This window comes from Falsiroseomonas bella, from assembly GCF_003173615.1.
Taxonomy (GTDB): Bacteria; Pseudomonadota; Alphaproteobacteria; order Acetobacterales; family Acetobacteraceae; genus Falsiroseomonas; species Falsiroseomonas bella.
Window position 1 is genome coordinate 173,725 of record NZ_QGNA01000001.1, and the last position, 26,196, is coordinate 199,920.

Consider the following 26,196-nt stretch of genomic DNA (forward strand, 5'->3'; position numbering starts at 1 on the left):
CCACGGTAAACGAGACGTCAATTGATGACTGCAGGTTCGCTGGATGTTTTTCTTTCGCGTGCTTGCAGCGACAGATGCGGAACGGCATCAGGCGGCAATAACCGGCGAAACGCTCCGAAAAAAAATTACGGAGAATTTAGCTTGGCGCGCGGAAGCGAATGCGGCAGCGCAGTCCCGCCGGCAGCGCGAGATCGGGGTTCGGCAGGCGCAGCCGCACGCCGAAGGTGCCGCTGGCCGCGTCCATCACCCGGTCCACGACGGAAACCTCCGCCGGATGCGCGCCGCCGACCGGCGCCTCCGGCAGTACCGTCGCGACATCGCCGGGCTTGACCTGGCCAAAATAGGAAACCGGCAGGAACACCTCGACGTGGATCGGGTCGATCTGCGCGAGGGTGAGCAGTTGTGCCTGCTCGTGGAAATACTCGCCGGCAGCGAGGTGACGCTCCACCACGATGCCGTCCACCGGGCTCAGGATGCGCCGCTGGGCCACCTGTTCCTCGGCGCGCAGCAGCTCGGCGCGCGCCGCCTGCAGGTTCATCTGCGCGTCGCGCAGCGTCAGCGCCGCCACGCGGGCCTCGGTGGCGGCCTCGTCGTATTCGCGCTCGCTGACCGCGCTGCTGGCGCGCAGGCGCTGCAGCCGTCCGGCGCGGCGCTCGGCGTATTCGGCGCGCTGCTCGGCGCTGGCCACCGGCGCGTCGTTCTCCGCGCGGACGCGGGCGAGAGCGAGGTTCGCCTCCTCCACCTCCGCGGCGAGCTGCGCCACGACCTGGCCCTGCCGCACCACGTCGCCGCGGTTGACCTGCACGCTGCGGATCAGCCCGGTGACGGAGGCGCCGAGCTTCACGCGCTGGGCGGCGTCCATCAGGCAGTCGAACTCGCCCTCGGCGAGCCGCGGCGCTGGCTGCGCCGAGGCGCCGCCGGCCAGGGCGAACAGCAGCGGCAGCGCGGCGAGGTGGAGCGGGCGGGGCGCGTAACCGTTGCGATGCATGCTCATCCACACAAGCGGCGCGTGCGGCGCCGATCGCGCCGAGCATCGTCCATCGGTGGGGAAATGCAACGCCCCGCCGCCGCTTGCCGCTGTGCCGCGCCGCCGATATCGTCCGCGCAACCCCGCGTTGACGCCCGGACCCCCGGCAGCGATCGCGCGGCGCAAGGAGCATCGAGATGGCGCAGCCGCCGACCCAGCCGGAGATGAAGCTCGACACCTCGCAGCTGAAGAGCAGCTATTGCAACGTTTGCAGCGCCACCAGCACGCGCGAGGAAGTCGTGCTCACCTTCGGCGTCAACCAGAACTGGGACCTGCAGCAGCAGCAGGGCGGCGGCGCGATGGACGTGCAGCTGCTTCACCGGATCATCATGAGCCCGGTCGCGGCCAAGCGCTTCCACGACCTGCTGACGCGCCTGATGTCTGAGCACGAGGCGCGCCACGGCGCGCTTTGAGGCGCCGCGGCGCCGCCCGGCTCAGGCCTCCGGCGCCGCGTCGAACTCGCCCTGGAGCTCGGCAGTGCTGAGGATCAGCACCTTGCGGCCATCCAGGATCTGCGGCGCCTGCTCGCGCAGCGACGCCCAGCGCGCCTCCACCGCGTCCAGGGCGGCGTCGAGGTCATCGAAGCGCTCGAGTTCCGGCGCCGCCGTCCCGGCGGGGCGCCAACGCAGATAGAACGGCCCGGACTGGCTCATGCGCGGTGCGTCTCCTGATGGCTGCCGCGCCCGGCCGGCGCGACGGGGCGGGAACATCCCGGTCCTGCCGCGCCGGATCAAGAGGGGTGGGCGCGCTCAGTCCGGCCGGCCGCCGCCACCGCCCTTGAAGGCGCGGGCTTCGTAGCGCGCGCCCCAGCCTTCGCCGCGGACCCAGGCGAGCAGGTTCTCCCGCTGAGGTGGCGCGCGATCCAGCGCGCATTGGCTGCGCCAGGCCAGCGCCAGCATGCAGGACAGCACCGGCACGCCGCCATGGAAGGGCGTGCGGCGGATCGGCAGCATCGTCGGCATCCCCGTGCCGAGCATCGCGATCGCATCCAGCCCCGTGGGATCGAGCGCCAGCAGCGCCTGGTGCGCGCCCTCCCCGCTCATCGCGTAGATCGGGTGGAACACGCCGTCCTGCAGCACGGAGCCTGAGACGCGCACCACCTCGAAGCCGAGCGCGGTGAAGTAGGCGATGCCCGCATCCGTCAGGTCCTGCGGATAGGGGCTGACCAGGCCGATGCGCTTCGCACCCAAGGCGCGGAAGGCGTCGCGCACCGCATGTCCCGCCGTGACGAAGGGCACGCCGCGCGCCGCGGTGATGCGCGCGACCGCCGCCTCCTCCTCCGCCACGCCGGCGAAGTAGGAGGCCCCGGTGCAGGCGAAGGCGATGGCGCCGATGGGGGCGTTGGCGAACTGGTCCGACCAGGCCTCGAGCGAGGCGAGATAGTCCAGCAGCCGCGCGATGATGGTCGGCTTCGTGCTGGTCATGCGCGCGTTCAGCATCGCCGTGCCGGGCGGCAGCAGCGCCGCGAATTCCGGCTCCACCGTGGTGTTCGCCTGCGGCGTCAGCACGCCGAGCAGGCCGCGCGGAGCGTATTCCACCGCCATGGTTCAATCCCTTCCCGTCAGCCGTGCGACGATTGGCCCCGGCTCCGCCGGATCGGCCGCGCCGCGCCATCCCACATGCCCGTCGGGCCGCACCAGAATGAGGCGCGGGCCTTCCAGCACGGCGGCGTCGCAGCGTTGCGTGCGCACGGGCACGCCTGCGCCGCACAGCGCGGCCAGAAGCCGTGGCGCCTCGGCGTCCATGCCGGCGCCGATGAGCGAAAAGCCAGCGCCCAGCAGGTCCAGCGTGCTGCGCCCGTCCGGCAGCCAGGCATGCGGCAAGCGGCTGCCCGGCCAGGTGGAGGGCACGACCTGGTTTGGATCGTCCGGCGGCTCGTATGTGCCATCCGGCACGACCGCCGGGCTGTCTGCGTAGCGGTAGCCGAGATGCACGCCCGCGCTGTTGAACTGCCGCGACATCCAGGCGATGCGCTGCTTCAGCCGCACGCGGGCCGCCGCGCCGCGCGCACTGTCCTCGCCGATGAAAGCGGGCGTTTCCGCCATCACCATGTCGATGCGGTCGGAGTTGGTCGCGGAGATGATGGAGTTGCGGATCGCCACCGGCTTGCGCTCGGCCTCGTAGCTGTCGAGCAGTTTCTCACCCGCCCAGCCTTCGCGAATGGCCCAAAGCTTCCAGGCGAGGTCGCAGGCGTCGCCGATGCCGGTGTTCATGCCGACGCCGCCGGTCGGCACGAAGAGATGCGCGGCATCGCCGGCGAGGAAGACACGGCCGCGCCGCCATTCCGCCGCAACGGATTGGTGATGATGCCAATGCGTGGTGCCGACCAGCTCGAAATCGAAGGGTGCGCCCATCGCGGCGTGCAGGACGGCGGCGGGATCGTCGGCGCCCTCCCGCGCGGGATCGGCCCAGTAGAACTGGTAGTTCCAGAGCTCCCGCCCGTCGATCGCGGTGAAGACGCCGTAGCAGCCGGGCGTGAAGCAGAAATACAGGTTCGCCAGGCCCTTGCCGTGCGCCCGCAGGAAATCGGCGCTGCGGAACAGGAAGGAGAGGTTGCTGCGCATCCGTCCGCGGCCGACCATCGGGATGGCGAGCGTCTTGCGCACCAGGGACGCGCCGCCGTCGCAGCCCACAAGGTAATCCGCCTCCACCTGCTCGCTCGCGCCGGCCTCGTCCTCCAGCGTCGCGAGCACATGGTCGCCGCGATCCTCGAAGGCAGTCAGGCGCCAGCCATGCCGCATCGTCAGCGGCGACAGAGCTGCCGCGTGCTTCAGCAGCACCGGCTCCAGCGCCTGCTGCCCGATCTGCGTCTTGCCATAGGGCGACCAGGCGAGTTCCCGCCAGCGCGCCGCCGCATCCGGATCGCGGGCGCGGATCGCCGCGACGGGCGGCGAGGCGAAGCGATGGATCTCGTGCCCCGCCAGACGGTCGCAGAAGACGATGTAGTAGGCGTCGTTCTGCGGCATGCAGGCTTCGTAGACCCGCTCGTCGAGCCCCCAGCGCCGGAACAACTCCATCGAGCGTGCGCCGAGCAGCGTCGCCTTCGGATGCTGCGTCGGCCCGTGCCGCGGCTCCACCAGCAGGGCGGGCACGCCGCGATGCGCGAGGTCGATGCCGAGGGTCAGCCCCACCGGCCCGCCGCCGGCGATCAGCACCGGCACGCGTTGCGGCATCGGGCACCTCCTTGCTCGGGGCCACGGTAGCCAGCGTATCGCATGCCGACAATCGGCGGAGCGACGCATCTTCCGTCTCGACGCCCCCGCTCCGCAATGCAAGGCTCGCGCGCGGGACAGCGTGGGATGCGCGGAGATGGCACGAAGGCTGCGGATCGGCCTCGATGTCGGCGGAACCTTCACCGACCTTGCCCTGGTGGACGAAGCGACGGGCCGCATCACCTTCCACAAGGTGCCCTCGACGCCGCACGATCCGTCCGAGGCGATCGAGACCGGCATCATCGGCCTGCTTGCCCGCGCGCAGGGCGCGGCCGGCGAGGTGGTGTTCCTCGGGCATGGCACGACCGTCGCGACCAACATGGTGATCGAGCGCCGCGGCGCGCGCACCGGCCTGCTGACGACGAGGGGTTTTCGGGACGTGCTGGAGATCGGCCGGCAGACGCGGCCGCATCTCTACGACTACACGGTGAAGCGCCCGGAGCCGCTGGTGCCGCGCCGGCGCCGCATCGAGATCGCCGAGCGCCTGGCGGCCGAGGGTACGGTGCTGCAGGCGCTGGACGAGGCGGAGGTGGAACAGGCCGCGCGCGCGCTGCTGGCGCAGGGGGTGGAGGCCATCGCCGTCGGCTTCCTGCATGCCTGGCGCGATCCGCGCCACGAGGCGGCGGCGAAGCGTGTGCTGCAGCGCGTGGCGCCTGACGCCTATCTCTCGATCTCCGCCGAGGTGCTGCCGGAATTCCGCGAGTTCGACCGTTTCTCCACGACCTTGATGAACGCCTATGTCGGCCCGCGCATGGCTCGCTACCTCGACAAGCTCCAGGCACGGCTGAGGGGCGCGGGCATCGCGCCCGGTCCCTACACCGTGCATTCCAATGGCGGGCTGATGTCGGTGGCGACGGCCGGCGCGGCGCCGGTGCGCACCTGCCTCTCCGGCCCGGCCGCGGGCGTGATCGGCGCAGCCGTCGTCGCGGGCGCGGCGGGCTTCCCGAATGTCGTCACCTTCGATGTCGGCGGCACTTCCACCGATGTCTCGGTGATCGCCGATGGCGCGCCGACCTCCACCTCCTCACGTGACGTCGCCGGGCATCCGGTGAAGGTGCCGGCGATCGGCATCGACGTGATCGGCGCCGGCGGCGGGTCCGTCGCCTTCATCGATGCCGGCGGCGCGCTGAAGGTCGGGCCGCGCAGCGTCGGCGCGCATCCCGGCCCGGTGGCTTACGGCAAGGGCGGCACGGAGCCGACGCTGACGGATGCGAACATCGTGCTCGGCCGGCTCGATCCCGTCGCGCTGCTGCGCGGGGCGATGCCGGTGGATGCAGCGGCGGCGCGGCGTGCGGTGGAGGAGAAGATCGCGACTCCGCTGCGGCTTTCCGTGGAGGAAGCCGCGCTCGGCATCATCCGCGTCGCCGTCGCCAATATGGGCCGCGCGATCCGCGGCGTGACGACGGAGCGCGGCTATGCGCCGGAACGCTTCGCGCTCTTCGCCTATGGCGGCGCCGGTCCGCTGCACGCGACGGAAGTCGCCGCCGAATGCGGCATTCCAGTGGTGGTCGTGCCGCGCGAGCCCGGCACGATGTGCGCGCGCGGCATCCTGCTGGCCGACATCGCGCTGGATTTCGTCCGCACGGCCATCGCGCCGCTCGATGAAAGCAGCTGGAGCAACGCCGCCGCGCTCTTCGCCGAAATGGAGCGGGACGCGCAAGCCTGGCTGGAAGGCGAAGGCGTGCCGCCGGCGCAGCGCGACGCCGCCCGCGCCGTGGACCTTCGCTATGACGGCCAGAATTTCGAGGTGCGGGTCAAGCTGCCGGAAGGCGGCATGGACCTGCCCGCGCTGATGGACGCCTTCGCCATCGAGCATGAGCGCACCTATGGCTACGCCATCCCCGGCCGCACCGTGGAGCTGGTGAATTGCCGCCTCACGGCGCTGGGACGCGTGCCGCGCGGCGCGCCGGAACCGCCGCCAAGTGAGGGCTCGCCGGAAGCCGCGCGCATCGGCGCGCGCCGCGTCTATTTCGACCGCGAGATCGGCTGGCGCGACACGCCGGTGTACGACCGCGACCGCCTGCCCGCCGGCGCGCGGCTGACCGGCCCGGCCGTGATCGAGGAGATGAGCGCCACCACCGTCGCCTTCCCGGGCCAGGTGGTCGAGCTCGATGCCGAGGGCAACATCGTGCTGCGCCAGACCACCCGCAGCGCCGCATCGCAGGAGGCGCTGGCCCATGCCTGACACGAATCCGACCCCCGCCGCCGACCCGGTGGCGATGGAGGTCTTCGCCAACCGCCTGCTCTCCATCACGGAGGAGATGGGCCACATCCTGATCCGCGCCTCCTTCTCCACCAACATCAAGGAACGCAAGGACTGTTCCGTCGGCATGTTCGACGCGAAGGGCCGCTGCATCGCGCAGGCCGCGCATATGCCGCTGCACCTGGGATCGCTGCTCGGCGCCGTGCGCTCCGTGCTGGAGCACACGCCGGTGGAGGCGATGAAGGACGGCGACGCCTTCGTCTGCAACGACGTCTTCCTCGCGCGCGGTACGCACCAGCCGGACATCACCATCGTCACGCCGATTTTTTTCGATCAACGGGTGGCGTTCTTCGCGGTGAACACGGGGCACCATTCGGATGTTGGCGGTCCCTATCCCGGCTCCATGTCGCAGACCGCGCGCAGCATCTTCGAGGAAGGGCTGCGCATTCCCGTGATGCGCATCGCGCGCGCCGGCGAGGTGGACGAGGATTTGCTGCGCATGATCGCGCATAACTCGCGCGAGCCGGTGGAGCGCACGCTGGATCTCCGCGCGCAGATCGCGGTGAACCGCCGCGGCGCCGACCTGATGCTGCGCCTCGTGGCGGCCGATGGCATCGCGGCCGTGGAGCGCGCGATCGACGACCTCATCGCCTACACGGCGCGGCGCCTGCGCGCCCGCATCGCCGCCATGCCCGATGGCGAATGGCATGGCGAGCGCTGGATGGATTCCGATGGCGTGCCGGGCGGCGAGAAGATCCGGCTCGCGGTGCGCGTGGCCGTGAAGGGCAGCGACCTGCTGCTGGATTTCGCAGGCTCCGCCCCGCAGGCGCGCGGCGCGATGAATGTCGCAGGCGTCGCCCTGGAAGCGACCTGCTACTACGCCGTGAAGGCGCTGCTCGATCCCGACCTTCCCGCGAACAGCGGGTTGTTCGACACGGTGCGGCTTACGGCGCCGGAGGGCAGCATCCTCAACCCGCGCTTTCCCGCCGCCACAGCGGTGCGCGCCATCACCTGCAACCGCGCATCGGGCGCCATCTTCGATGCGATGAACCGTGCGGTGCCGCCGGAACGGCGGATGGCGATGAGCCATGATTCCGTGCCGCTGCTGTTGGTGGCCGGCGAGCGCCGCAACGGCGGCCCCTATGTCTATCTGGAGACGCTCGCCGGCGGCATCGGCGCGACCTGCGGCGCTGACGGCGCGGATGCGGCGCAGGTGCACACGGTGAACTCGTCCAACCTGCCCGCCGAGGCGCTGGAGATCGAGTATCCGTTGCTGGTGGACGAATACGCGCTGGTCGCGGATTCCGGCGGTGCCGGTCGTTGGCGCGGCGGCCTTGGGCTCGCGCGCCAGATTTCTTCCCGCGTGGACGGCTCGCTGCTGACGGCGCGCGGCGAGGGCTACGTCACGGATGCGCCGGGCTGTGAAGGCGGGCTGCCCGGCGGCCTCGCGAAGCTGCGCCACCGGCCAGGCACGCCGCAGGAAGCGCCGCTGCCGACCGCCACCACCGCGATGCGCCTCACAGCCGGCGAGGCGGTGCGCATCCAGACGCCGGGCGGCGGCGGCTTCGGCGCGCCCTCGCAGCGCGATCCGCAGGCGTTGGCCGCGGACATCCATGACGGCAAGGTTTCCAGGGAGGCCGCCGAGCGCGACTACGGCACGGCCCATGTCCAACAGGCTCTTGCAGGATGGGAGGACAGGTCATGACGCTTCGTCTCTCGCGCCGCGCGCTGCTCGCCGCCGTCGCGTTGCCTGCGCCGGCGCTCGCACAGGGCGCCTATCCCACACGGCCGATCCGGCTCGTGGTGCCATTCGCCGCGGGCGGCGGCACGGACATCGTCGCGCGCATCTACGCGCAGAAGATGACGGAGCTGCTCGGCCAGCCGATGGTGGTGGAGAACCGCGCCGGCGCGGGCGGCAATCTCGGCATCGAGAACATCGTGCGATCCGCGCCGGACGGCTATTCGCTGGTGCTGTCCAGCAACGGCCCGGTCGCGGTGAATCGCCATCTGTTCCGGGACATGACCTTCGATCCCTCGAAGGATCTCGCGCCGGTCTCGCTGACCTTCCGCATCGAGCAGGCGCTGGTGGTGAATCCGTCACTCCCGGTGAACAACGTGCAGGAGTTCGTCGCGCTGGCGAAGCGGCGCGAGCTCACCTGGGGCTCAGGCGGCGCCGGCAGCTCGCTGCACCTGGCGGGCGAATTGTTCAATCTCCGGGCCGGCGTGAAGCTGATCCATGTGCCCTATCGCGGCGGTGCGCCGGCGATGAATGATCTCGTCGCGGGCAACATCAACGCGATGTTCGACAGCCTGCCCTCGCTGGTGCCGCAGTTGCGGGGCGGGCGGATCAAGGGGCTGGCGATCTGTGCCGCGCAGCGTCATCCGCTGGTGCCGGAACTGCCGACGATGCAGGAGGCCGGTGTGGCGAACTACGTCGCCGGCACCTGGGGTGCGGTCTTCGCGCCCGCCGGCACGCCGGAGCCGATCATCGGGCGCCTCGCCGCCGCCACGAAGGAGGCGCTGACGCATGAGCCGACCAAGGCCGCGCTCGCCCGCGCCGGCGGCGACGCCCTGTATTCCACCCCCGCCGAGCTCGCCGACACCCTGCAACGCGAGATCGCGCTCTGGGGCCAGGTCGTCCGCGAAGCCAACATCACGGTAGGCTGAACGAACGCAGGGGTCCGGGGACGATCATCGTCCCCGGTTTTTTTGTTCGCTTTTCAGTAGCCCCGGTCGCGCTGGACCACCTGCTCAAGGGCGGCGTCGTCAAGGTAGCGCTGGATGTTCGCCGCGAAGGCCGCCATGCAGCGCGTGCCGTAGGCCGTGGGGTCGTACACCCCGCAATGCGCCGTGATGATCAGGTTCGGCGTGTCCCAGAGCGGGCTGTCGGCGGGCAGCGGCTCCTGCGTCAGCGCATCCAGCACCGCACCGCTGAGGCTGCCTTCGTGCAGCTTCGCGGCGAGCGCGCCTTCGTCGAGCTGCTCGCCGCGGCCGATGTTCACCACGCCCGCGTGGCGAGGCAGCGCGTCCAGCTCCGCGCGTCCGACCAGGCCGTGCGTCTCGGGCGTCAGCGGCAGCGCGATGATGAGGAAGTCGGCCTCCGGGAGGTGCCGCCGGAAGTCGCCGCCCGCGGTCATAACGTCCACGTCTGGATGCGCGCGGCCGGAGCGGCTGTTGCCGATCACGCGCATGCCCTGCGCCTTCAACGCGCGCGCCGCCGCGCCGCCGAGCGCGCCCATGCCGAGGATCAGCACGGTCTTCCCGGCCACGGTGCCGCCGGCGCGCGGCGACCAGCGATGCGCGCGCTGCGCCGTGACCAGGTGCGGGATGGCGTTGTTCAGCATCAGCACCGCGGCCAGCGCGAATTCCGCCGCCTTCGGCGCATGCGTGCCGCTGGCATTGGTGATGGTGACGTGGGCGGGGATGTCGAGCTTCAGCAGCCCCTCCACGCCCGCGCTGGTGTAGCTGATCCAGCGCAGATGCGGCGCGCGTCGGGCAAGGTCGTGCAGCGGCGCGCTGCCGGTCAGGAACAGCACCTCGGCGTCCGCCAGCGCGGCCTCCAGCGATTCCTGCGTGCCGCCATGGCTCAGCGCGAGGCGCTGCGCGAGCGGTGCCAACGCCGCGCGCAGCTTCGCCTCGGTGAACTGGTCGGCGAGGTTCGCCTTCGGGCTGACATGCGCGTGGACGCGCAGGACGCGATCGCGCGTCATTCGAGCCTGACGTTGTTGGTGCGAATGATGCGGCCGTAGCTCTCCGTCTGTTCGCGCAGGCGGTTGCGGAAGGAGGCGGCGCCATCGGCCTGCACCTCGCCGCCGAGCTGGACGATGCGGGCCTTCACCGCCGGCTCGTTCAGCACGGCCGCGATCTCCTGCTCAAGCCGTGCGACCATGGCGGGCGGCGTCTGGCCCTGCACCAGGATGCCCTGCCAGGTGCCCGCGTCGGGCTCCGGCCAGCCGAGTTCGCGGAAGGTCGGCAGGTTCGGCAGGGTGTCGAAGCGGCGTGGGCCGGTCACCGCGATCCCGCGCATCTGGCCCTGCACGACATAGGGCATGGATTGCGTTGCCCCCGCCATCGTCAGGTTCGACTCGTTGGACACCAGAGCCGTCAAGGCGGGCGCGCCGCCGCGATAGGGCACATGCTCCATCGCACCGCCCCAATGCGAGGCGAGCGAGAGCGCGACGAGGTGGGTCAGCGTGCCGGTGCCTGAATTCGCCGCGTTCAGCTTGCCGGGATTGGCCTTCACATAGGCAGCGAGCTCGGCCGCGTTCTGCACCGGCAACGCGTTGTTCACGGCCAGGATGTAGGGCGCGAAGACCACCATCTGCACCGGCGCCAGGTCCCGCTCCACGTCGAAGGGCAGGCGCGCAAAGAGGAACGGGTTGGTCGCGAGGACGGAGATGTCGAGCAGCACCATCGTGTGCCCGTCCGGCCGGCTCTTCGCCACCGCATCGGCGCCGATGTTGCCGCCGGCGCCCGGCCGATTCTCCACCACCACGTTCTGGCCGATGCGCGCCTGCAGCGAGGGCGCGATCAGCCGCGCCAGGATGTCGCTGGTGCCGCCCGGGCCGAAGGGCACGATGATTCGCACCGTCTGGCTGAAGGCCTGGGCGCGCAGCGCGGGGGCGTGCAGCAGCATCGGCGCGCCCGCGGCGGCGAGCAGGAGCTTGCGGCGTTGCATGGTCGGTTTCCTTCCCTGGCGGCCGCCCGGCGACCGCCCGCCGCAACTCTCCGCCCGAGGCCGCAGAAGTTCAATGGGCGGCCGGCGCCATCGTCAATATTCGCAGACGACGTTGAGCAGCGCCTGCCGCTTCTCCTGCGTCACCACCGCGATGGCGCGGCGCAGCGCGGCCGGAAGCTCGGCCGGGTCGGTCACCCGCTCGCCATATCCGCCGCTGGCCTCGGAAAGTTTCTCGAAGGCGGGGGCGGGGCGGAGGTCGGCCAGCAGCTCGCCGCCCGCCTTCGCCGCGGCGCCGTCGCGATACATCGCCAGCGTCGAGTTCCGCACCGCGGCGTACATGCCGTTGTTGAACACGATCACCAGCACGGGCAGGCCATGCGCCTCGGCCACCCAGTGGCAGGCGGTCGGGTTGTTGAAGACATAGGCGCCGTCACCGAGCGTCGCGACCACCAGGCGATCCGGTGCGGCGAGCTTCGCGCCGAGTGCCGCGCCAAAACCCCAGCCGAGACCGCCCGCGGTGCTCTGGCCGTAGAAGCTGCCGTGTTGCGTGCGCGGGCAATGCGTCTGGCGCAGCGGATACTCGTTGACGACGATCGCGTCCTCGTCCAGCGCCTCGGCCAGGCAGTGGCTGATCCATTCCGGCGTGATCGGCCCGGTGGGCGGCGCGGCGACGCTCTCCTTCCACGCCGCGCGCTGGGCTGCGGAGAGTGCGCCGTACTCCTCCGCGCGACGCCGCACGACCGCCGCATCCGCGGGTAGCAGCGGGGCGAGCGCGGCGGCGATGCCGGCCAGCGCCGCCGCCGGCGTCCCGGTGATCGCCAGGTCCAGCGGGAAGTTGCGCATCGGGTAGAGCGCGAAGAGCGGGTCCTCGCCGATATGGATCACGCGGCTGCCTTCGGGCGGCCCCTGCAGATGCGGGATCCAGGGCACGTCGGTGTCCAGCACGATCACGCAATCCGCCTTGGCGAGCAGCGGCCCGGGCTCGTAGCCGCAATGCATCGGATGGTCGGCGGCGATGTTCACGAAGCGCGGGGTGAAGCTGATCACCGGCACGGCGAAGCGCGTGGCGAAGGCCGACAGCGCGTCGAACCCCGCGCGCGTGCGCCCGGCGGCGGAGGTGATCACCAGCGGCCGCTCGGCCGCGGCGATCATGCGCGCGGCCGCCTCCAGCGCCGCGGGATCGGGCAGCGGCACGGCGGGCGGCGCGGCGGGCTCGCGCACCATGGCGGCGTCGGCCGCGGCGGCCAGCGTGTCGCGCGGCAGCGTGGCGTAGACGGGCCCGCGCGGCGATGCCATGGCGATGGACAGCGCGCGCGTGACGAGGTCCGCGGCCTGCTCCGGCTGGCGCAGCTCGCCATCCCACTTCACCGCCTCCCGCACCATGGAGGCCTGGTCGAACATCTCCTGCGCCCAGTGGATGTTGCGCGTGCGCGCGCCGTGCCGGCCCTTCTCGGCATAGGGCGTGCGGCCGGCCAGCACGAAGACCGGCACGTGGTCGCGGTTGGCGTTGAGCAGCCCGTTCACCGTGTTCGCCGTGCCGACATTCACATGCACCATCACCGCCTGGGGCTTGCCGGTGATCATCGTCACGCCATGCGCCATCGCGACGGCGGCGTTCTCATGCGGCACGGTCATGGGCCGGGGCAGGCGGTGGTTGCTGCCCTCGAGCGCGGCATAGGCCTCGACGATCGGCGGGAAGTCGGTGCCGCCATTGGCGAAGAAATACTCGACCCCGCTGGCGCCGAGCTGGCGGAGGAAGATCTCGGCCGCGGAGGGCATCAATTCACCGTCGCGCCGGACAGGGCGATGGCGTCGCGCATCACCGGTGTCATCGCGCGCATCGCCTCCGCCATGGCCTGCGGCGTGCTGCAGACGGGATCGGTGCCGAGGCGCAGCAGCGCGGTGCGCACGCCGTCATCGGCGCAGGCGCGCGCCATGATGGCGCCGATGCGCTCGCGGATCTCGGCCGGCACGCCGGCCGGCGCGGCGAGGCCGTTCCAGGTGCCGATCTGGAATCCGGGATAGCCCTGCTCAGCCACGGTCGGCACGTCGGGCAGCAGCGCGCTGCGCTGCGCGCCCGTCACCGCGATGGTGCGCAGCGTGCCGGCCTCGCGCGCCGGCATCATCTCCACGGCGTTGCCGAGATACACATGGATGCGCCCGCCCATCACGTCCTGCATCGCCAGCGGGCCGCTGCGATAGGGCACATGCTCCATCCGCAGGTCCATGCGCTTCAGCAGATAGGCCATGCCGAGATGGCTGAGCCCGCCGGTGCCGCCGGAGGCGTAGTCGAGCTGTCCCGGCCGCGCCGCGACGTAGTCGCGGAACTCCGCCAGCGTCTTCGGACCAAGGCTGGTCGAGACGCCGAGCACCAGCGAATTGCCGGCGATGATGGAGATCGGCGCGAAGTCCTGCTGCGGATCGAAGGGCAGGCGCTGCATCAGCGGCAGCACCACCACATGCGAGGCGCTGGCATGCAGCAGGGTGTAGCCGTCGGCCGGGCTGCGCAGCGCCGCCTCCATCCCGATGGCGCCGCCGCCGCCCGGGCGGTTCTCCACCACGACCGGCTGGCCGATGTGGCGGGAGAGCCATTCGGCGCCGATGCGTCCGATGCCGTCGCTGACGCCGCCGGGGCCGAAGGGGATGATCAGCCGGATCGGCCGGTCGGGCCAGGAGCCTTGCGCCCGGGCGTGGCCCGTGCCGAAGGCGGCGAGCAGGGCGAGGCAGGCCGGGGCGAGCAGGCGCCCCAGGACGCGGCTGAGCATGTGGTGCTTCTCCCGTGGCGATTCCGGAAGCTTGCGGCGCGGCGCGACCCTGCGCAAGCATCGCGTGCCGCTTGAAGCGCCGTTCCGCCATGGCAGGATGGCGCCGGCACCGGAGGCAGGGCGATGGACGAGGACAGCGCGCGGATCGAGGACGAGCCGCTGATGCTCACCCCCGGCCCGGCGACGCTCTCGATGCGCGTGAAGCGGGCGATGCTGCACGACTACGCCTCCGGCGAGCAGAAGATGCTGGAGACCATCGCCTTCTGCCGGAAATACCTGCTCGATCTCTGCAACGGGCATGGCAGCCACACGGCGATCCCGCTGGTCGGCAGCGGCACATCCGGCACCGAGGCGACGATCGGCAGCTTCGTGCCGGAGAACGGCAAGCTGCTGATCCACACCAACGGCGTCTATGGCGACCGGCTGGTGGAGGTCGCGCGCAAGATCCGCACGCCGCATGCGAGCTTCCGGACCGCGCCCTACACGCCGCCGACACCGCAGCAATTCGAGGACGCGCTGGCCGCCGACCCCGCCATCACGCATGTGATGGTGGTGCATTGCGAGACCTCGACGGGCATCCTCAACCCGATCGAGGCGATCGCGGAGGTCTGCAAGCGCCGCGGCAAGGGGCTGCTGATCGACGCCGTCGCCAGCTACGGCGCCTTCATGCTGGATGCGAAGAAACTCGCCTTCGACGCGGCGGTGTGCAGCGCGAACAAGGGGCTGCAGGCGCCGCCCGGCCTCGCCTGGGTCGTCGCCAAGAAATCCGCGCTGGAGGAGGCAAAGGGCAACGCGCACAGCCTGACGCTCGATCTCTGGGACCAGAACCAGCACCTGGAGCGCACGGGCATGTTCCGCTTCACGCCGGCGACGCATCTGCTGCTCGGCATGGCGGAGGCGCTGCGCGAGCACCAGGACGAGGGCGGTCTGGAGGCGCGGCAGGCGCGCTTCCGCCGCAGCTGGCGGCGCCTGGTGGACGGCATGCGGCAGATGGGTTTTCGCACGCTGCTGGAGGACTCCGTCGCCTCGCCGATCGTCGCGACCTTCCACGACCCGCCGGACCCGAACTACTCGTTCAAGGCGCTGTACGACGGCATGAAGCGGCGCGGCTTCGTGATCTTCCCGGGGCGGCTCGCGGCGGCGAACACCTTCCGCATCGCCTGCATCGGCATCGTCACGGAACACGACATCGGCCGCGCGCTGGATGCGCTGGCGGATACGCTGCGGGCGATGGGGGTGCGGCAGATGGGCAGGCCGGATTAGCCGCGAAAGCGTCTGGCGCTTTGACAAGTGACGGATTATGTAAACTGTCATGAGCGCCAGCACCGAAGCCCCCGCCCGCCGCGGCGCCCCCGCCGAGGAAACCAGGCGGCGGATCGAGGACACCGCCGAACGCCTGTTCAAGACGATGGGCTACCAGAAGACCGCGGTGGCCGACATCGCGCGCGAACTCGGCATGTCGCCGGCCAATGTCTATCGCTTCTTCCCCTCCAAATCCGCGATCAACGAGGCGATCGCGGCGCGGATGCTGAGCGGCCTGGAGGCCGAGATCTGGGACATCGCCCGCGGACCCGGCCCGGCCGGGGAGCGCCTGCCGGCCCTGGTCCACACCCTGCACCGCCGGCATCTCGGCCTGTTCTTCTCGGAACGCCGCCTGCACGACATGGTCACCGCCGCCATGGCCGAGCACTGGGGCGTGGTGGAGCGCTTCATCCATTCCTGCACCACGGCGATCCGCCATGTGCTGATGGACGGGATCGCGGCCGGGGAATTCGCCCCCTGCGACGCGGAGGCGACGGCCAAGGCGATCAAGCAGGCCGGCATCGCCTTCATCCACCCGGTGCTGATCGCCGAATGCATGGGCCTGGGCACGCCGGAGGAGGAGATGGCGGCCGACCTGGACCGGCTGCTGGCGCTGGTCGTCCGGGGGCTGAGGAAAGCGAACTGACGATTATTGACTTTCGTCAGTTGATGGTCATTATGGGCAGGCCAACCGCACGAGGCCTGCCATGCGACGTGCCGCCGCCGCCCTTCTGATCCTGCCCCTGCTCGCCGCCTGCCGCGCCGAGCCCCCCGCCGCCCAGGCCAGCGCCCCTCCCCCGCCGCGCCCGGTCCAGGTCGCCGAGGTCGTCCTCGCCCCGGCCGAAAGCCGCGTCGCCTATACCGGGACGGTCCGGGCCAGGCGGGAGGTGGAGGTCGGCTTCCGCACCGGCGGGCGCATCGCGGCGCGGCTGGTCGAGGTCGGGCAGGTCGTGGCGGAGGGCCAGGAGCTCGCCCGGATCGATCCCGCCGACCTCGCGCTGGCGCTGCGCAGCGCCGATGCCGACCTCGCCGCGGCCGAGGCGCAGTCACGCCAGGCGGCCAACGATGCCGCACGCTCGCGCGCGCTGCTGCGCGCCGGCCATGTCGCCGCCGCCTTCGACGACCAGCGCCAAGCCGCCGCCAGCGCCGCGGCGGAGCGCGTCGCCTCCGCCCAGGCCGCGCTGGAACTCGCGCGCAACCGGCTTTCCTACGCCACGCTGCGCGCGCCTTCCGCCGGTGTCGTCACGGCGCTGCTGGCCGAGGCCGGGCAGGTGGTGCCGGAAGGCGATGCGGTGCTGCGCCTAGCCGATCCGTCGGAGCGCGAGCTGGTGGTGCGCGTGCCGGAATCCGCGCTGCCGGAGCTGCGCGAAGCCGCCGCCGAGGCGCGCTTCTGGGCCCGCCCCGATGCGCCGCTCGCCACCGCCCTGCGCGAACTGGCGCCGCAGGCCGATGGCGCGCTGCGCACCTATGCCGCGCGCTTCTCGCTGCCCGATGCGCCGGACTGGGTCGCGCTCGGCATGACGGGCACGGTGCGCCTTGCGCGCGATGCCGGCATGGTCGCGACGCTGCCGCTCGGCGCGCTGCACGATCGCGGCCAGGGGCCGATGGTCTGGCGCGTCGCGGGCGAGCGGATCGAGGCCGTGCCGGTGCGCGTCACCGCGCTCGGCGAGGCGATCGTGCAGGTCGCGGGTGCGCTGCAGCCGGGCGAGAAGGTGGTCGCGCTCGGCCCGCAGCTGCTCGATCCCGAAAGCCGCGTGCGGGTGGTCTCCACCCGCCTCGCCGCGACGCTGCGGTGATCCCGATGGAGCGCTTCAACCTCTCCGCCTGGGGCGTGCGCAACGGCGCGCTGACGCTCTTCGCGATGCTGCTGCTCGCCGCGCTCGGCTTCGGCGCCTGGCAGAAGCTCGGCCGCGCCGAGGATCCCTCCTTCACGCTGAAGGTCATGGTGGTCAGCGCCGCCTGGCCCGGCGCGACGGCGGAGGAGATGCAGGCGCAGGTGGCGGACCGCATCGAGAGCCGGCTGCAGGACCTGCCCTGGCTCGATCGCCTCGAGACCTATGTCCGCCCCGGCGTCGCCACCACCACCGTCGTGCTGCGCGACACCACGCCGCCGCGACAGGTGCAGGGGCTTTGGTACCAGGTGCGCAAGAAGGTCGGCGACATTTCTCCGACATTGCCCGCCGGGGTGCGTGGACCCTTCTTCAATGACGAGTACTCCGACGTCTATTCCGCGGTCTTTGCCCTCACGGGCGCCGACAATGCCGAGCTGGTGCGCCAGGCCGAGAAGATCAGGCTGCGCCTGCTGCGCATCCCGGGCGTCGAGAAGGTCGCGATCCAGGGCGAGATAGAGCAGCGCATCTATGTGGAAGTGTCGCATGCGCGCCTCGCCACGCTCGGCATCGCGCCGACCGCGATCCTGGAGGCGCTGGCGCGGCAGAACCCGGTGGCGCCGGCCGGCGTGGTGGAGACCGGCTCCACACGCGTGCATCTGCGCGTCGGCGGCGGGCTGGACGGCGTGAGCGCGATCCGCGCGGTGCCCGTCGCCGCGCCCGACGGCCGCACCATCCGCCTCGGCGAGATCGCGGAGGTGCGGCGCGGCCTGGCCGATCCGCCCTCGGCCGCGATCTTCCACGAAGGCCGGCCGGCCGTGCTGGTCTCGGTCGCGAAGCAGCGCGGCTTCGACGTGCTGGCGATGGGTGCGAGCCTGAACGCGGAGCTCGCCGCCATCCGCGCCGACCTGCCCGTTGGGCTGCAATTGCAGGCGATCTCGGACCAGCCGCACATCGTCGCCGAGAGCATCACGGAGTTCCTGCAGAAATTCGTGGCCGCCCTGGCGGTGGTGCTGGTGGTCTCGCTGCTCTCGCTCGGGCTGCGCGCCGGGCTGATCGTCGCGCTCTCCGTGCCGCTGACGCTCTCGGCCGTCTTCATGTTCATGCTGTGGTGGGGGATGGAGCTGGAGCGCGTCTCGCTCGGGGCGCTGATCCTCGCCCTCGGGCTACTGGTGGACGACGCGATCATCGCGATCGAGGCGATGGTGGTGAAGCTCGAGGAAGGCTGGGACCGCCTGCGCGCCGCCGCCTTCGCCTGGGGCAGCACGGCGGGGCCCATGCTGTCGGGCACGCTGGTGACGGTCGCGGGCTTCATTCCGGTGGGCTTCGCCAACTCCACTTCGGGCGAGTATGCCGGCGGCATCTTCTGGGTGGTCGGCGCGGCGCTGATCGCGTCCTGGCTCGTCGCGGTGTGGTTCACGCCCTGGCTCGGCGTGAAGCTGCTGCCCACGCCGAAGCGCGTCGTCCACCATGAGCACCTGTACAACGGCCGCGGGTATCGCGTGCTGCGCGCCGTGGTGTCCTGGTGCACCGACCATCGCGCCGTCGTGCTCGGTGCGACGCTTCTGCTGCTCGCCGCCGGCTTCGTCGGCATGGGGCTGACGAAGAAGCAGTTCTTCCCGACCTCCGCGCGGCTCGAATTGCTGGTGGATGTGGACCTGCGCGCCGGCGCCGGCTTCGCCGCGACCCGCGGCGCGGTGGAACGCATCGCCGCGCAGGTCGCGGACGACCCGGACGCCGAGACCTACACCGCCTATGTCGGCGCCGGCGCGCCGCGCTTCTTCCTGGCGCTGAACCCCGACCTGCCGAACGAGGCCTTCGGCAAGCTGGTGATCCAGTCGCGCGACGTCCCCGCGCGGGAACGCCTGCGCGCGAAGCTGATCGCCTTCGCCGAATCGGGCGCGGTGCCGGAGGCGCGGGTGCGCGTCTCGCGGCTTGATTTCGGCCCGCCGGTCGGCTTCCCCGTGCAGTTCCGCGTGATGGGCGGCGATCCCGCGCAGCTGCGCGCGGTGGCGGACCAGGTGATGGCGGCGCTGCGCGCCACGCCGGGCACGCGCGACGTGCAGCTCGCCTGGGGCGAGCGCGCGCCGGCGATGCGCCTGGTGTTGGACGAGGAGCGCGTCGCGCAGCTCGGCCTCTCGCCCGAGGCGGTGGCGCAATCCGTGCAGGGCCTGCTCTCGGGCGCGACCGCGACGCGGCTGCGCGAAGGCGAGCGGCTGGTGGACGTGGTGCTGCGCGCGCCGGCCGCGGAGCGCGGCGCGCTGGCCTCGCTCGGCGACCTCAACATCGTCACCGCCGCGGGTCCGGTGCCGCTGGCGCAGATCGCACGGCTGGAGCCCACGATGGAGGAGCCGATCCTCTGGCGTCGCAACCGCGAGCCCTTCCTGACGGTGCGCGCCGAGATCGCGCCCGGCCTGCAGGCGCCCGACGTCACCGCCGCCGCGCTGCCGCGGCTGGCGGAGATCAAGGCCGCGCTGCCCGTCGGGATGCGCATCGAGACCGGCGGCGCGGCGGAGGAATCCGCCAAGGCCAATGCCAGCCTCTTCGCGCTGTTCCCGGCCATGGTCGCGGCGATGCTGCTGATCCTGATGGTCCAGCTGCGGCATTTCGGCCGCGTGGCGCTGGTGGTGGCGACCGGGCCGCTCGGCATCCCGGGTGCGGCCGCCGCGCTGCTGATCGCGGGCATGCCCTTCGGCTTCGTCGCGCTGCTCGGCGTGATCGCGCTGGCCGGGATGATCATGCGCAACACGTTGATCCTGGTGGACCAGGTACGCCAGGACACGGAAGCGGGGATGGAGCTGCGCGAGGCGATCATCGAGAGCACGGTGCGCCGCGCGCGCCCGGTGATCCTGACGGCGCTCGCCGCGATCTTCGCCTTCGTGCCGCTGACGCTCTCGGTGTTCTGGGGGCCGATGGCGGTGGCGATGATCGGCGGGCTTGCCATTGCGACGGTCGCAACGCTGCTGGTCGTGCCGGCGCTGCATGCGCTGGCCCTGCGCCGCCGCCCGGCGCCGCCACCCGTCGCCCTGCGCGTCGCCGCGCCCGCGCCGGCCGACCAGCCGGCGTGAGGCGGCGGCCTTGGGTCATCGGGCCGCCTCACGCACGCCCCTCGCTGCGCAGCAGCGCCGCGGCGCGGGCCGCCAGTTCCGCGGCATCCGCCGGCTTGCGCAGCAGCGCGAAAGGGCCGTCTCGCACCGCCTCGGCCAGGCCCGCCTGGGTTTCGGGGCCGTCGCCGACCAGCCCGGTGAGCAGGATGCCGGGAAGCCGCGGCCGGCGAAGACGCGCCTGGCGGAGCAGTGCGAGCCCGTTCATCCCCGGCATGGCCTGGTCCGTGACCAGAAGGTCCAGGTCGTCCAGGCCGGCATCGAGCTGGCGCAACGCCTCCGGACCGTCGGCGGCCGCGCTCACGCGCCACCCGCGCAGGACAAGCTCCGCGGCGAGCGTCTCCCGCACCAGCGTCTCGTCCTCCACCAGCAGCACGCGAGGCGACGGAAGCGCCTCGGCCTCCGGCGCGGCGGCCTGATCGGCCAGCACAGCATCCGCCGCCGCGACGCTGCGCGGTAGCCAGAGCGTCACGGTGGTGCCGGCGCCGGGCGCGCTCCGGATCGCGAAGCCGCCGCCGGACTGCTCGGCGAACCCCTTGGCCATGGCGAGCCCGAGGCCGGTGCCGCTGCCCGCCGGCTTCGTGGTGAAGAAGGGCTCGGCGGCGCGCGCCAGCGTCGCGGCATCCATGCCGGAACCAGTGTCGGCCACGCCGAGCCGCACATAATGCCCGGGCAGCAGTCCGGCCGGATGGCGCACGCCTTCGGCCACCTCCTCCGGCACCGCCGCCAGCGTCAGCACGCCGCCGCCCGTTCCCGCCATCGCGTCGCGCGCATTGGTGGCGAGGTTGACCAGCACGGTCTCGAGCTGCCCCTTGTCCGCGCGCAGCGTGGGAAGCCCGGGCGCGACCTGGATGTGCACCGTGACGCCCGCGCCGAGGGTGTGCGTCAGCACCTCGCGCAGATCCTCCAGCAGGGGCCCCGCGGCGACGTCGGCGGCGCGCAGCTCGCCTTGCCGCGCGAAGGCGAGCAGCCGGCGCGCCACCGCCGCGCCCCGCTCGGTCGCTTCCAGCACCATGCCGGCCAGCCGGCGCACCTGTGGCGCATCCTCCGGCTTGCGCAGCATCATCCGCGCGCCGCTCGCCACGGCCTGAAGCACGTTGTTCACGTCATGCGCGACACCGCCGGCCAGCTGGCCGAGCGCCTCCATCCGCTGGGCCTGGCGCACCCGGCTCTCGGCCGCCGCGCGCCCTTCCGTCTCGCGCCGGAGATCATCGAGCGCCGCGCGCAGCCGGGCGAGCGCCGCGCGTTCGGCCGCCGCGCGGCGCATGGCCAGCCAGGATGCGGCGAGAAGCAGTGCGGAAGCCGCCGCGGCGACCGCGCCGAACAGCCGCAGATTGTCGCGCCAGCGCTTCAGCAGGGCCTGTGTCGGGATGCCGAGCGCGACATAGAGCGGGTAGTCCGCGACGGGCGCATAGGCATAGAGATAGCGCCTGCCGTCCACGGGTGAGGCTGCCTCGAAGACGCCGCCTCCAGGCGCCGCCGCGAAGGCGCCCATCAGCGGCCCGTCCGGCGGCAGGCGCTCCAGTCCCCCGCTGGGCTCGCTGGCGAGAACGTCGCCCTCGGCGCGGAGCAGCAGCGCCCGATGCGGCAGGGCCGGCGCGGCCTCGGCGAAGAAGCGCGCGAAGTAGGTGGGCCTCAGCGCAATGTGGATGGTGCCCGCGAAGGTGCCGTCGCCGGTCTCGCGGCGGCGGCTCAGCGCGAAGCTGGGCAAGGCCGTGGCACGGCCGACGAAGGCGGCGGAGACATAGGGGCCGCGGCGATGGTCGCGATGCACCGTGAAGAAGTCGCGGTCGGTAATGCGCGTCGCCGGGTTCCAGGCCTGGCTGCCGGCGCGCACCACGCCATCCGCGTCGGTGATCCAGATCGAGACGGCCTGGTCGAGCGGCGCCCGCAGGCCGGCGAGGAAGTCGCTGATCTCCGGTGCTGCGACCTGCTCCTCCGTCAGTCCCCGGATGCGGTCGCCGACCAGCGCCAGCGCGAGTTCCTGGGTCTGCATCACCTTGCCGGCGTGCTCCTGCAGGACAGCCGTGCTCCGCACGAGCACATCGCGTCCCTCCCGCAGCACATCGGCACGGTTCTGCAGCGCGGCGAGCCCGAACAGAATCGCCGGAACCAGCAGCGCGACGGCGACGAGCAGCAGATCGAGCCCCGAGGCGGACGCAACCGCCCGGCCCGGCACCTCGTGCCCCGGCCGGTTCATTGCCAGATCCGTTTCCACTGCCAGATCCGTGCCGGCCAAGCGCCCAATTCCGCTTCGGTTTCCCTACCCTGGGGGAAGATGACGCACGGCATCCGCTTCTTGAACGGAGGCGCCCATGAACATCGCGGGAGCCGCCGCGGCGTGGCAACGGCTGTTGCCACGCCGCCAGCTCCACCCCTCGGGCGCCGGGGCCGGAGCGCGCCTTGCCTCGCGGCGCGAAAAGGGCAATCCGTTCCTCTCCCAAGGAGGGATCGGAGAGTCTTCATGCTGCGTATCCACGGCATCGCGCGAAGCCGCGCCTTCCGCTGCATCTGGGCGGCGGAGGAAGCTGGCCTGCCCTATGAGGTCGTGCCCGTCGGCTTCGGCGCCGAGCACAAGCCGGAGGTCCTGAAGGTCAACCCGAACGGCAAGATCCCGGCCCTGCAGGACGGCGACCTCACGCTGTTCGAGAGCCTGGCGATCAACCTGCACATCGCGGCCAAGGCAGGCGCGCCGCTGATGCCGGCGGGCGACGACGCCTCCCGCGTGCTGCAATGGACGCTCTGGGCGGCGACCGAGGCGGAGCCCACGCACCAGCAATGGGCCTACAATACTTATGTTCGCCCGCCCGAGCAGCGGGACCCCGCCCTGGCCAGGGCGGGCGCCGAGGCGCTGGCGCCGCGGCTGGCCGTGCTGGAAAAGCACCTGGCCGCCGGCGGCCCGTGGCTGCTGGGCGCGAACTTCACCATCGCGGACTGCAACCTGGCCGCGGTGCTCTACGGGTCCTGGCTGAACGGCTTCGACTACGCGCCCTATCCGAAGGTGAAGGCCTGGCTCGATGCCTGCCTGAACCGCCCGGCGGCGCTCAAGGCGCGCAAGCTGCGCGAGGGCTGACGCCGAACAGGCGGAAGCGCCGGCGCGAAACGCCGGCGCTTCGCGGCCTCAGCGCCAGATGACTTCGGCGAGGCTGCAGGTCTCCAAGCCGCGCCGCTCGCCGGCGCGTCCGTCCATGTAGACCACGCGGATGTCCACGTTGCAGCCCCGGCCGGCCGGCAGGCTCACCTGCAGCCGCTGGTTCGGCTGCAGCACGTTCTGGCCGAGCCGGTCGCCGCCCCAGTTGCTGTCCGAGGACAGCGAGACATACACCTCGCGGATCGTCACACCGGTGCCGTTGCGCAGGTAGAAGGACGGGTTGGCGGCCGCGGGCCGGCCCGGGGACACGGTCGCACCTGCCCCGCCGCCGCCGACGCTCGCGCCCGCGCCGGCGCCCGCGCGCCCGAACACGATCTGCGAAATGTTGCAGGCATTCACCTGCATCCGCCGCTCTTCCCCGCCACCCTGATAGGTGACGCGCACATCCAGCACGCAGTCGCCGAAGCTCGGCGTCACCCACACGCGGTTGCCGGACGGCAGCACCGAGGTGCCGAGGATGTCCGGCCCCCAATCCTCGACGCGCGAGGAAGAAACATAAGCCTGCTCGATCACGCGGCCGGTGTTGTTCACCAGCCAGAACCGGTTCTGCGCTTCCGCCGAGGCCGGGACGAATCCCCCGGCCATCCCCGCGAGGACCGCGAGGATTGCTAGAACGTGGCGACGCATGCCGATGTCTCCTCCGAGCAGGAAAATCTACGCGATGATTCTATCAGCGCGTGTGTGGAGGACGAGTGAAAGCGCTGTCATGTCGCAGGCCGGCATTGTCCGTTGCGATCCGGATCGGCACTCTGGCGCTGGATCACGGGAGCGTGAGATGTCTGATCGTGCGGAGGAGACCGGCGAGTTGCGCCGGCTCTCGGCGGCGCTGGTCGAGTTGCGCGCCGAACTGACGGTGACCCAGGCGGCGCTGGCCGCCGCCATGGCGGAGATCGCCCGGCTCGGGCCGGAGCCGAAGCCCGGCCTGGCGGACGCCGTCTCTCGCCTGCTGGGCTTCGCCGATGCGGCCGCGGCGGGGCTTCAGGGCCAGAAACTGGTGCGCGCGCAGGCGCCGACCGATGCCGCGCTGCGCATGGCGGACTGGGCCGAGGGCCTCCTGGCCGGGTCCGACAGGCGCTGAGACACGCCTGCAGCGGCGGGCGCCGCCGCCGCTGCTGCGCCAAGCGGTTGTGGCGCCGTGCAGCATCGGCCTGCTAGGGTGAGGCGCATGTTCAGCCCGTTCCCGTCCCGCCGGGCCCTGCTGCTGGCCGCGGCCCTGCTCTCCGCTTGCGGCGCCGGCGGTTCGGCCGTCTCGCCCTCCGCCACGGCGGCGGAATCCGCGGCAGCCGGCCAGACCGGCCCCTTCGGCGTCTACCTCGCCGGCCGCTTCGCGCAATCGGAAGCCGATACGCGCACCGCCGCGGACAGCATGCTCGAAGCGCTGCGGCGCGATCCCGACCAGGCCGAGGTGGTGACCCGCGCCTTCGTCGCGGCGCTGCTCGATGGCCGCCCGGAAGCGGTGCGACTCGCCCGCCGGCTGCCCGACAACCAGGCCGCCGCCCTGCTGCTGATCGGCACCGAGGCCCAGGCCGGCCGCTGGGACCGCGCCGAGCAGCGCATCCGCGCCCTGCCCCGGCAGGGCCCCGCGGGGCTGCTCGGGCCGCTGCTGCTGGCCTGGACGCTTCATGGCAAGGGCCAGACCGACCAGGCGATCGCCCTGCTGCGCCCGCTGGCGGAAACCGGCCGCCTGCGCGGGATGCATGCCCTGCACCTTGCGATGGTGGCGGATGTGGCGGGCCGCGGGCGGGATGCGGAGCGCTATGCGCGCATGGCGCTGGCCGAGACGCCGGACGCCTCACTGCGCATGCTGCAGGTGGCGGGCGGAATCCTGGCGCGCAACGGCGGCGAGGCCGATGCGATGCGCCTGATGGAGGCGCTCGGCCGCGGCAATGGCGACTTCGCGATCGCCGCGCGCAGCGCGGAAGGCCGCCGGTCCCTGCTGGCCGGCGGCGGCGTCGCCTCGCCGACCGAGGGCATGGCGGAAGCCCATATCGCGCTGGCCGCGGCACTGCGAGGGCAGCGCGGGGGCGAGGTCGGGCTGATGCTGACCCGCCTCGCGATCCGGCTGCGGCCCGACTTCGGACCGAGCACCCTGCTGCTGGCCGACTATTTCGCCGACGAGAGCCATCCCGAGGCGGCACTCGCGCAGATCGAGACGATCCCGGCCACGGACCCGCTCGGCCGGGTCGCCGCGCTGCGCAAGGCCGAGATGCTCGACCGCCTGGACCGCATCCCGGAGGCCGAGGCGACGCTGCGCCAGGTGGCGCAGGCCGATCCCGGCGCGCCGCAGCCGATGCTCCGCCTCGGCGAGATGCTGCGCAAGCGCAACCGCTTCGCCGACGCCGTCGCCGCCTATGATTCGGCGATCGAGCGGATCGGCACGCCGGATGGCGACGACTGGGTGGTGTTCTACGCCCGCGGCATCTCCAACGAGCGCGCCGGGCGCTGGCCGCGCGCCGAGGCCGATTTCCAGAAGGCGCTCGAGCTCGCGCCGGAACAGCCCTATGTCCTCAACTACCTCGCCTATACCTGGGTGGAGCACGGGCTCAACCTGGCGGAGGCGCGGCGGATGCTGGAACGCGCGGTGGAGCTTCGCCCCAACGACGGCAACATCGTGGACAGCCTCGGCTGGGCGCTCTTCAGGCTCGGCGACATCCCGGGGGCGGTGCGCTGGCTGGAACGCGCCGTCGAGCTCGAGCCGCGCAACAGCGTGATCAACGACCATCTTGGCGATGCCTACTGGGCGGCGGGGCGGCAAAGCGAGGCCCGCTTCCAGTGGCTGCGCGCACTGCGCACGGAGCCCGAGGCCGGCGATATCCCGCGCATCGAGGCGAAGCTGCGCGACGGACTGCCGACGCCGCCAGCGGCAACGGCGAGCCGCACGGACGAAGCGCCGGCGACGCGATGAGCGGGGGGCGCCGCCCCCTG

21 protein-coding genes are annotated in these 26,196 nt (G+C 72.0%); 11 read left to right on the forward strand and 10 right to left on the reverse strand.

Features of this window, described 5'->3' with window-relative positions; genetic code table 11:
* Positions 1–136: 136 nt before the first annotated feature.
* Positions 137–988, reverse strand: coding sequence for an efflux RND transporter periplasmic adaptor subunit (locus DFH01_RS00795; RefSeq protein ID WP_233255909.1), 852 nt, complete (start codon positions 986–988; stop codon positions 137–139).
* A gap of 176 nt (positions 989–1,164) precedes the next feature.
* Between DFH01_RS00795 and DFH01_RS00800 the strand changes: the two genes are divergently transcribed.
* Positions 1,165–1,440, forward strand: coding sequence for a DUF3467 domain-containing protein (locus DFH01_RS00800; protein ID WP_109868510.1), 276 nt, complete (start codon positions 1,165–1,167; stop codon positions 1,438–1,440).
* Between the two features lie 21 nt (positions 1,441–1,461).
* On the opposite strand, the gene DFH01_RS00805 is transcribed toward DFH01_RS00800, so the two are convergent.
* The 3 genes from DFH01_RS00805 to DFH01_RS00815 form a co-directional block, all read right to left on the reverse strand.
* Positions 1,462–1,680 (reverse strand): hypothetical protein, encoded by a 219-nt coding sequence (locus tag DFH01_RS00805; protein ID WP_109868511.1) that lies wholly within the window; start codon positions 1,678–1,680, stop codon positions 1,462–1,464.
* A gap of 96 nt (positions 1,681–1,776) precedes the next feature.
* Positions 1,777–2,571 (reverse strand): maleate cis-trans isomerase family protein, encoded by a 795-nt coding sequence (locus tag DFH01_RS00810; RefSeq protein ID WP_109868512.1) that lies wholly within the window; start codon positions 2,569–2,571, stop codon positions 1,777–1,779.
* A gap of 3 nt (positions 2,572–2,574) precedes the next feature.
* Positions 2,575–4,200, reverse strand: coding sequence for an FAD-dependent monooxygenase (locus DFH01_RS00815; RefSeq protein ID WP_158287560.1), 1,626 nt, complete (start codon positions 4,198–4,200; stop codon positions 2,575–2,577).
* A 136-nt stretch (positions 4,201–4,336) separates the two neighbouring features.
* Here DFH01_RS00815 and DFH01_RS00820 point away from each other — a divergent pair, with 136 nt between their 5' ends.
* The 3 genes from DFH01_RS00820 to DFH01_RS00830 are packed head-to-tail and all read left to right on the forward strand — an operon-like array spanning position 4,337 to position 9,109.
* Positions 4,337–6,424, forward strand: coding sequence for a hydantoinase/oxoprolinase family protein (locus tag DFH01_RS00820; protein ID WP_109868513.1), 2,088 nt, complete (start codon positions 4,337–4,339; stop codon positions 6,422–6,424).
* A complete protein-coding gene (locus DFH01_RS00825) occupies positions 6,417–8,147 on the forward strand; it encodes a hydantoinase B/oxoprolinase family protein (protein ID WP_109868514.1) in 1,731 nt (576 codons plus the stop codon). The genes DFH01_RS00820 and DFH01_RS00825 overlap by 8 nt, the downstream gene beginning before the upstream one ends.
* Positions 8,144–9,109 carry a Bug family tripartite tricarboxylate transporter substrate binding protein gene (locus tag DFH01_RS00830; protein WP_109868515.1) on the forward strand — a complete coding sequence of 322 codons (966 nt, stop codon included), beginning with the start codon at positions 8,144–8,146 and terminating at the stop codon, positions 9,107–9,109. Before DFH01_RS00825 ends, DFH01_RS00830 begins: the two co-directional genes overlap by 4 nt.
* A gap of 53 nt (positions 9,110–9,162) precedes the next feature.
* Here the strand turns inward: DFH01_RS00830 and DFH01_RS00835 are convergent, their stop codons facing one another.
* The 4 genes from DFH01_RS00835 to DFH01_RS00850 all read right to left on the reverse strand — a co-directional run bounded on the left by DFH01_RS00835 (position 9,163) and on the right by DFH01_RS00850 (position 13,885).
* On the reverse strand, positions 9,163–10,152 hold the full coding sequence (locus tag DFH01_RS00835; RefSeq protein WP_109868516.1) for a D-2-hydroxyacid dehydrogenase: 990 nt from the start codon (positions 10,150–10,152) through the stop codon (positions 9,163–9,165).
* The gene (locus DFH01_RS00840) at positions 10,149–11,120 is read right to left on the reverse strand and encodes a Bug family tripartite tricarboxylate transporter substrate binding protein (protein WP_109868517.1); all 972 of its coding nucleotides are present in this window, start codon (positions 11,118–11,120) and stop codon (positions 10,149–10,151) included. Before DFH01_RS00840 ends, DFH01_RS00835 begins: the two co-directional genes overlap by 4 nt.
* A 93-nt stretch (positions 11,121–11,213) precedes the next feature.
* Complete coding sequence (locus DFH01_RS00845) at positions 11,214–12,899, reverse strand: thiamine pyrophosphate-requiring protein (RefSeq protein ID WP_109868518.1); 1,686 nt, start codon at positions 12,897–12,899, stop codon at positions 11,214–11,216.
* A complete protein-coding gene (locus DFH01_RS00850; RefSeq protein WP_109868519.1) occupies positions 12,899–13,885 on the reverse strand; it encodes a Bug family tripartite tricarboxylate transporter substrate binding protein in 987 nt (328 codons plus the stop codon). Before DFH01_RS00850 ends, DFH01_RS00845 begins: the two co-directional genes overlap by 1 nt.
* Before the next feature lie 123 nt (positions 13,886–14,008).
* Here DFH01_RS00850 and DFH01_RS00855 point away from each other — a divergent pair, with 123 nt between their 5' ends.
* From DFH01_RS00855 to DFH01_RS00870, 4 genes are all read left to right on the forward strand, one after another.
* Positions 14,009–15,148, forward strand: coding sequence for a 2-aminoethylphosphonate--pyruvate transaminase (locus DFH01_RS00855; protein WP_109868520.1), 1,140 nt, complete (start codon positions 14,009–14,011; stop codon positions 15,146–15,148).
* A gap of 49 nt (positions 15,149–15,197) precedes the next feature.
* Positions 15,198–15,833, forward strand: a complete 636-nt coding sequence (locus DFH01_RS00860) for a TetR/AcrR family transcriptional regulator (RefSeq protein WP_109868521.1) — start codon at positions 15,198–15,200, stop codon at positions 15,831–15,833.
* 61 nt (positions 15,834–15,894) lie between these two features.
* Positions 15,895–16,983 (forward strand): efflux RND transporter periplasmic adaptor subunit, encoded by a 1,089-nt coding sequence (locus DFH01_RS00865; protein WP_109868522.1) that lies wholly within the window; start codon positions 15,895–15,897, stop codon positions 16,981–16,983.
* Between the two features lie 5 nt (positions 16,984–16,988).
* Positions 16,989–20,084 (forward strand): efflux RND transporter permease subunit, encoded by a 3,096-nt coding sequence (locus DFH01_RS00870; protein WP_109868523.1) that lies wholly within the window; start codon positions 16,989–16,991, stop codon positions 20,082–20,084.
* A 28-nt stretch (positions 20,085–20,112) separates the two neighbouring features.
* On the opposite strand, the gene DFH01_RS00875 is transcribed toward DFH01_RS00870, so the two are convergent.
* Entirely contained in the window at positions 20,113–22,320 is a 2,208-nt protein-coding gene (locus DFH01_RS00875) for a hybrid sensor histidine kinase/response regulator family protein (RefSeq protein WP_146216963.1), read from the reverse strand.
* 264 nt (positions 22,321–22,584) lie between these two features.
* Between DFH01_RS00875 and DFH01_RS00880 the strand changes: the two genes are divergently transcribed.
* A complete protein-coding gene (locus tag DFH01_RS00880) occupies positions 22,585–23,193 on the forward strand; it encodes a glutathione S-transferase family protein (RefSeq protein WP_109868525.1) in 609 nt (202 codons plus the stop codon).
* Between the two features lie 48 nt (positions 23,194–23,241).
* On the opposite strand, the gene DFH01_RS00885 is transcribed toward DFH01_RS00880, so the two are convergent.
* On the reverse strand, positions 23,242–23,898 hold the full coding sequence (locus tag DFH01_RS00885) for a Tat pathway signal protein (RefSeq protein ID WP_146216964.1): 657 nt from the start codon (positions 23,896–23,898) through the stop codon (positions 23,242–23,244).
* A gap of 148 nt (positions 23,899–24,046) precedes the next feature.
* Here DFH01_RS00885 and DFH01_RS00890 point away from each other — a divergent pair, with 148 nt between their 5' ends.
* Together DFH01_RS00890 and DFH01_RS00895 are read left to right on the forward strand one after the other, a co-directional pair.
* The gene (locus DFH01_RS00890) at positions 24,047–24,349 is read left to right on the forward strand and encodes a hypothetical protein (protein WP_109868527.1); all 303 of its coding nucleotides are present in this window, start codon (positions 24,047–24,049) and stop codon (positions 24,347–24,349) included.
* Positions 24,350–24,436: 87 nt separating this feature from the next.
* Entirely contained in the window at positions 24,437–26,176 is a 1,740-nt protein-coding gene (locus DFH01_RS00895) for a tetratricopeptide repeat protein (protein WP_109868528.1), read from the forward strand.
* Positions 26,177–26,196: the final 20 nt, after the last annotated feature.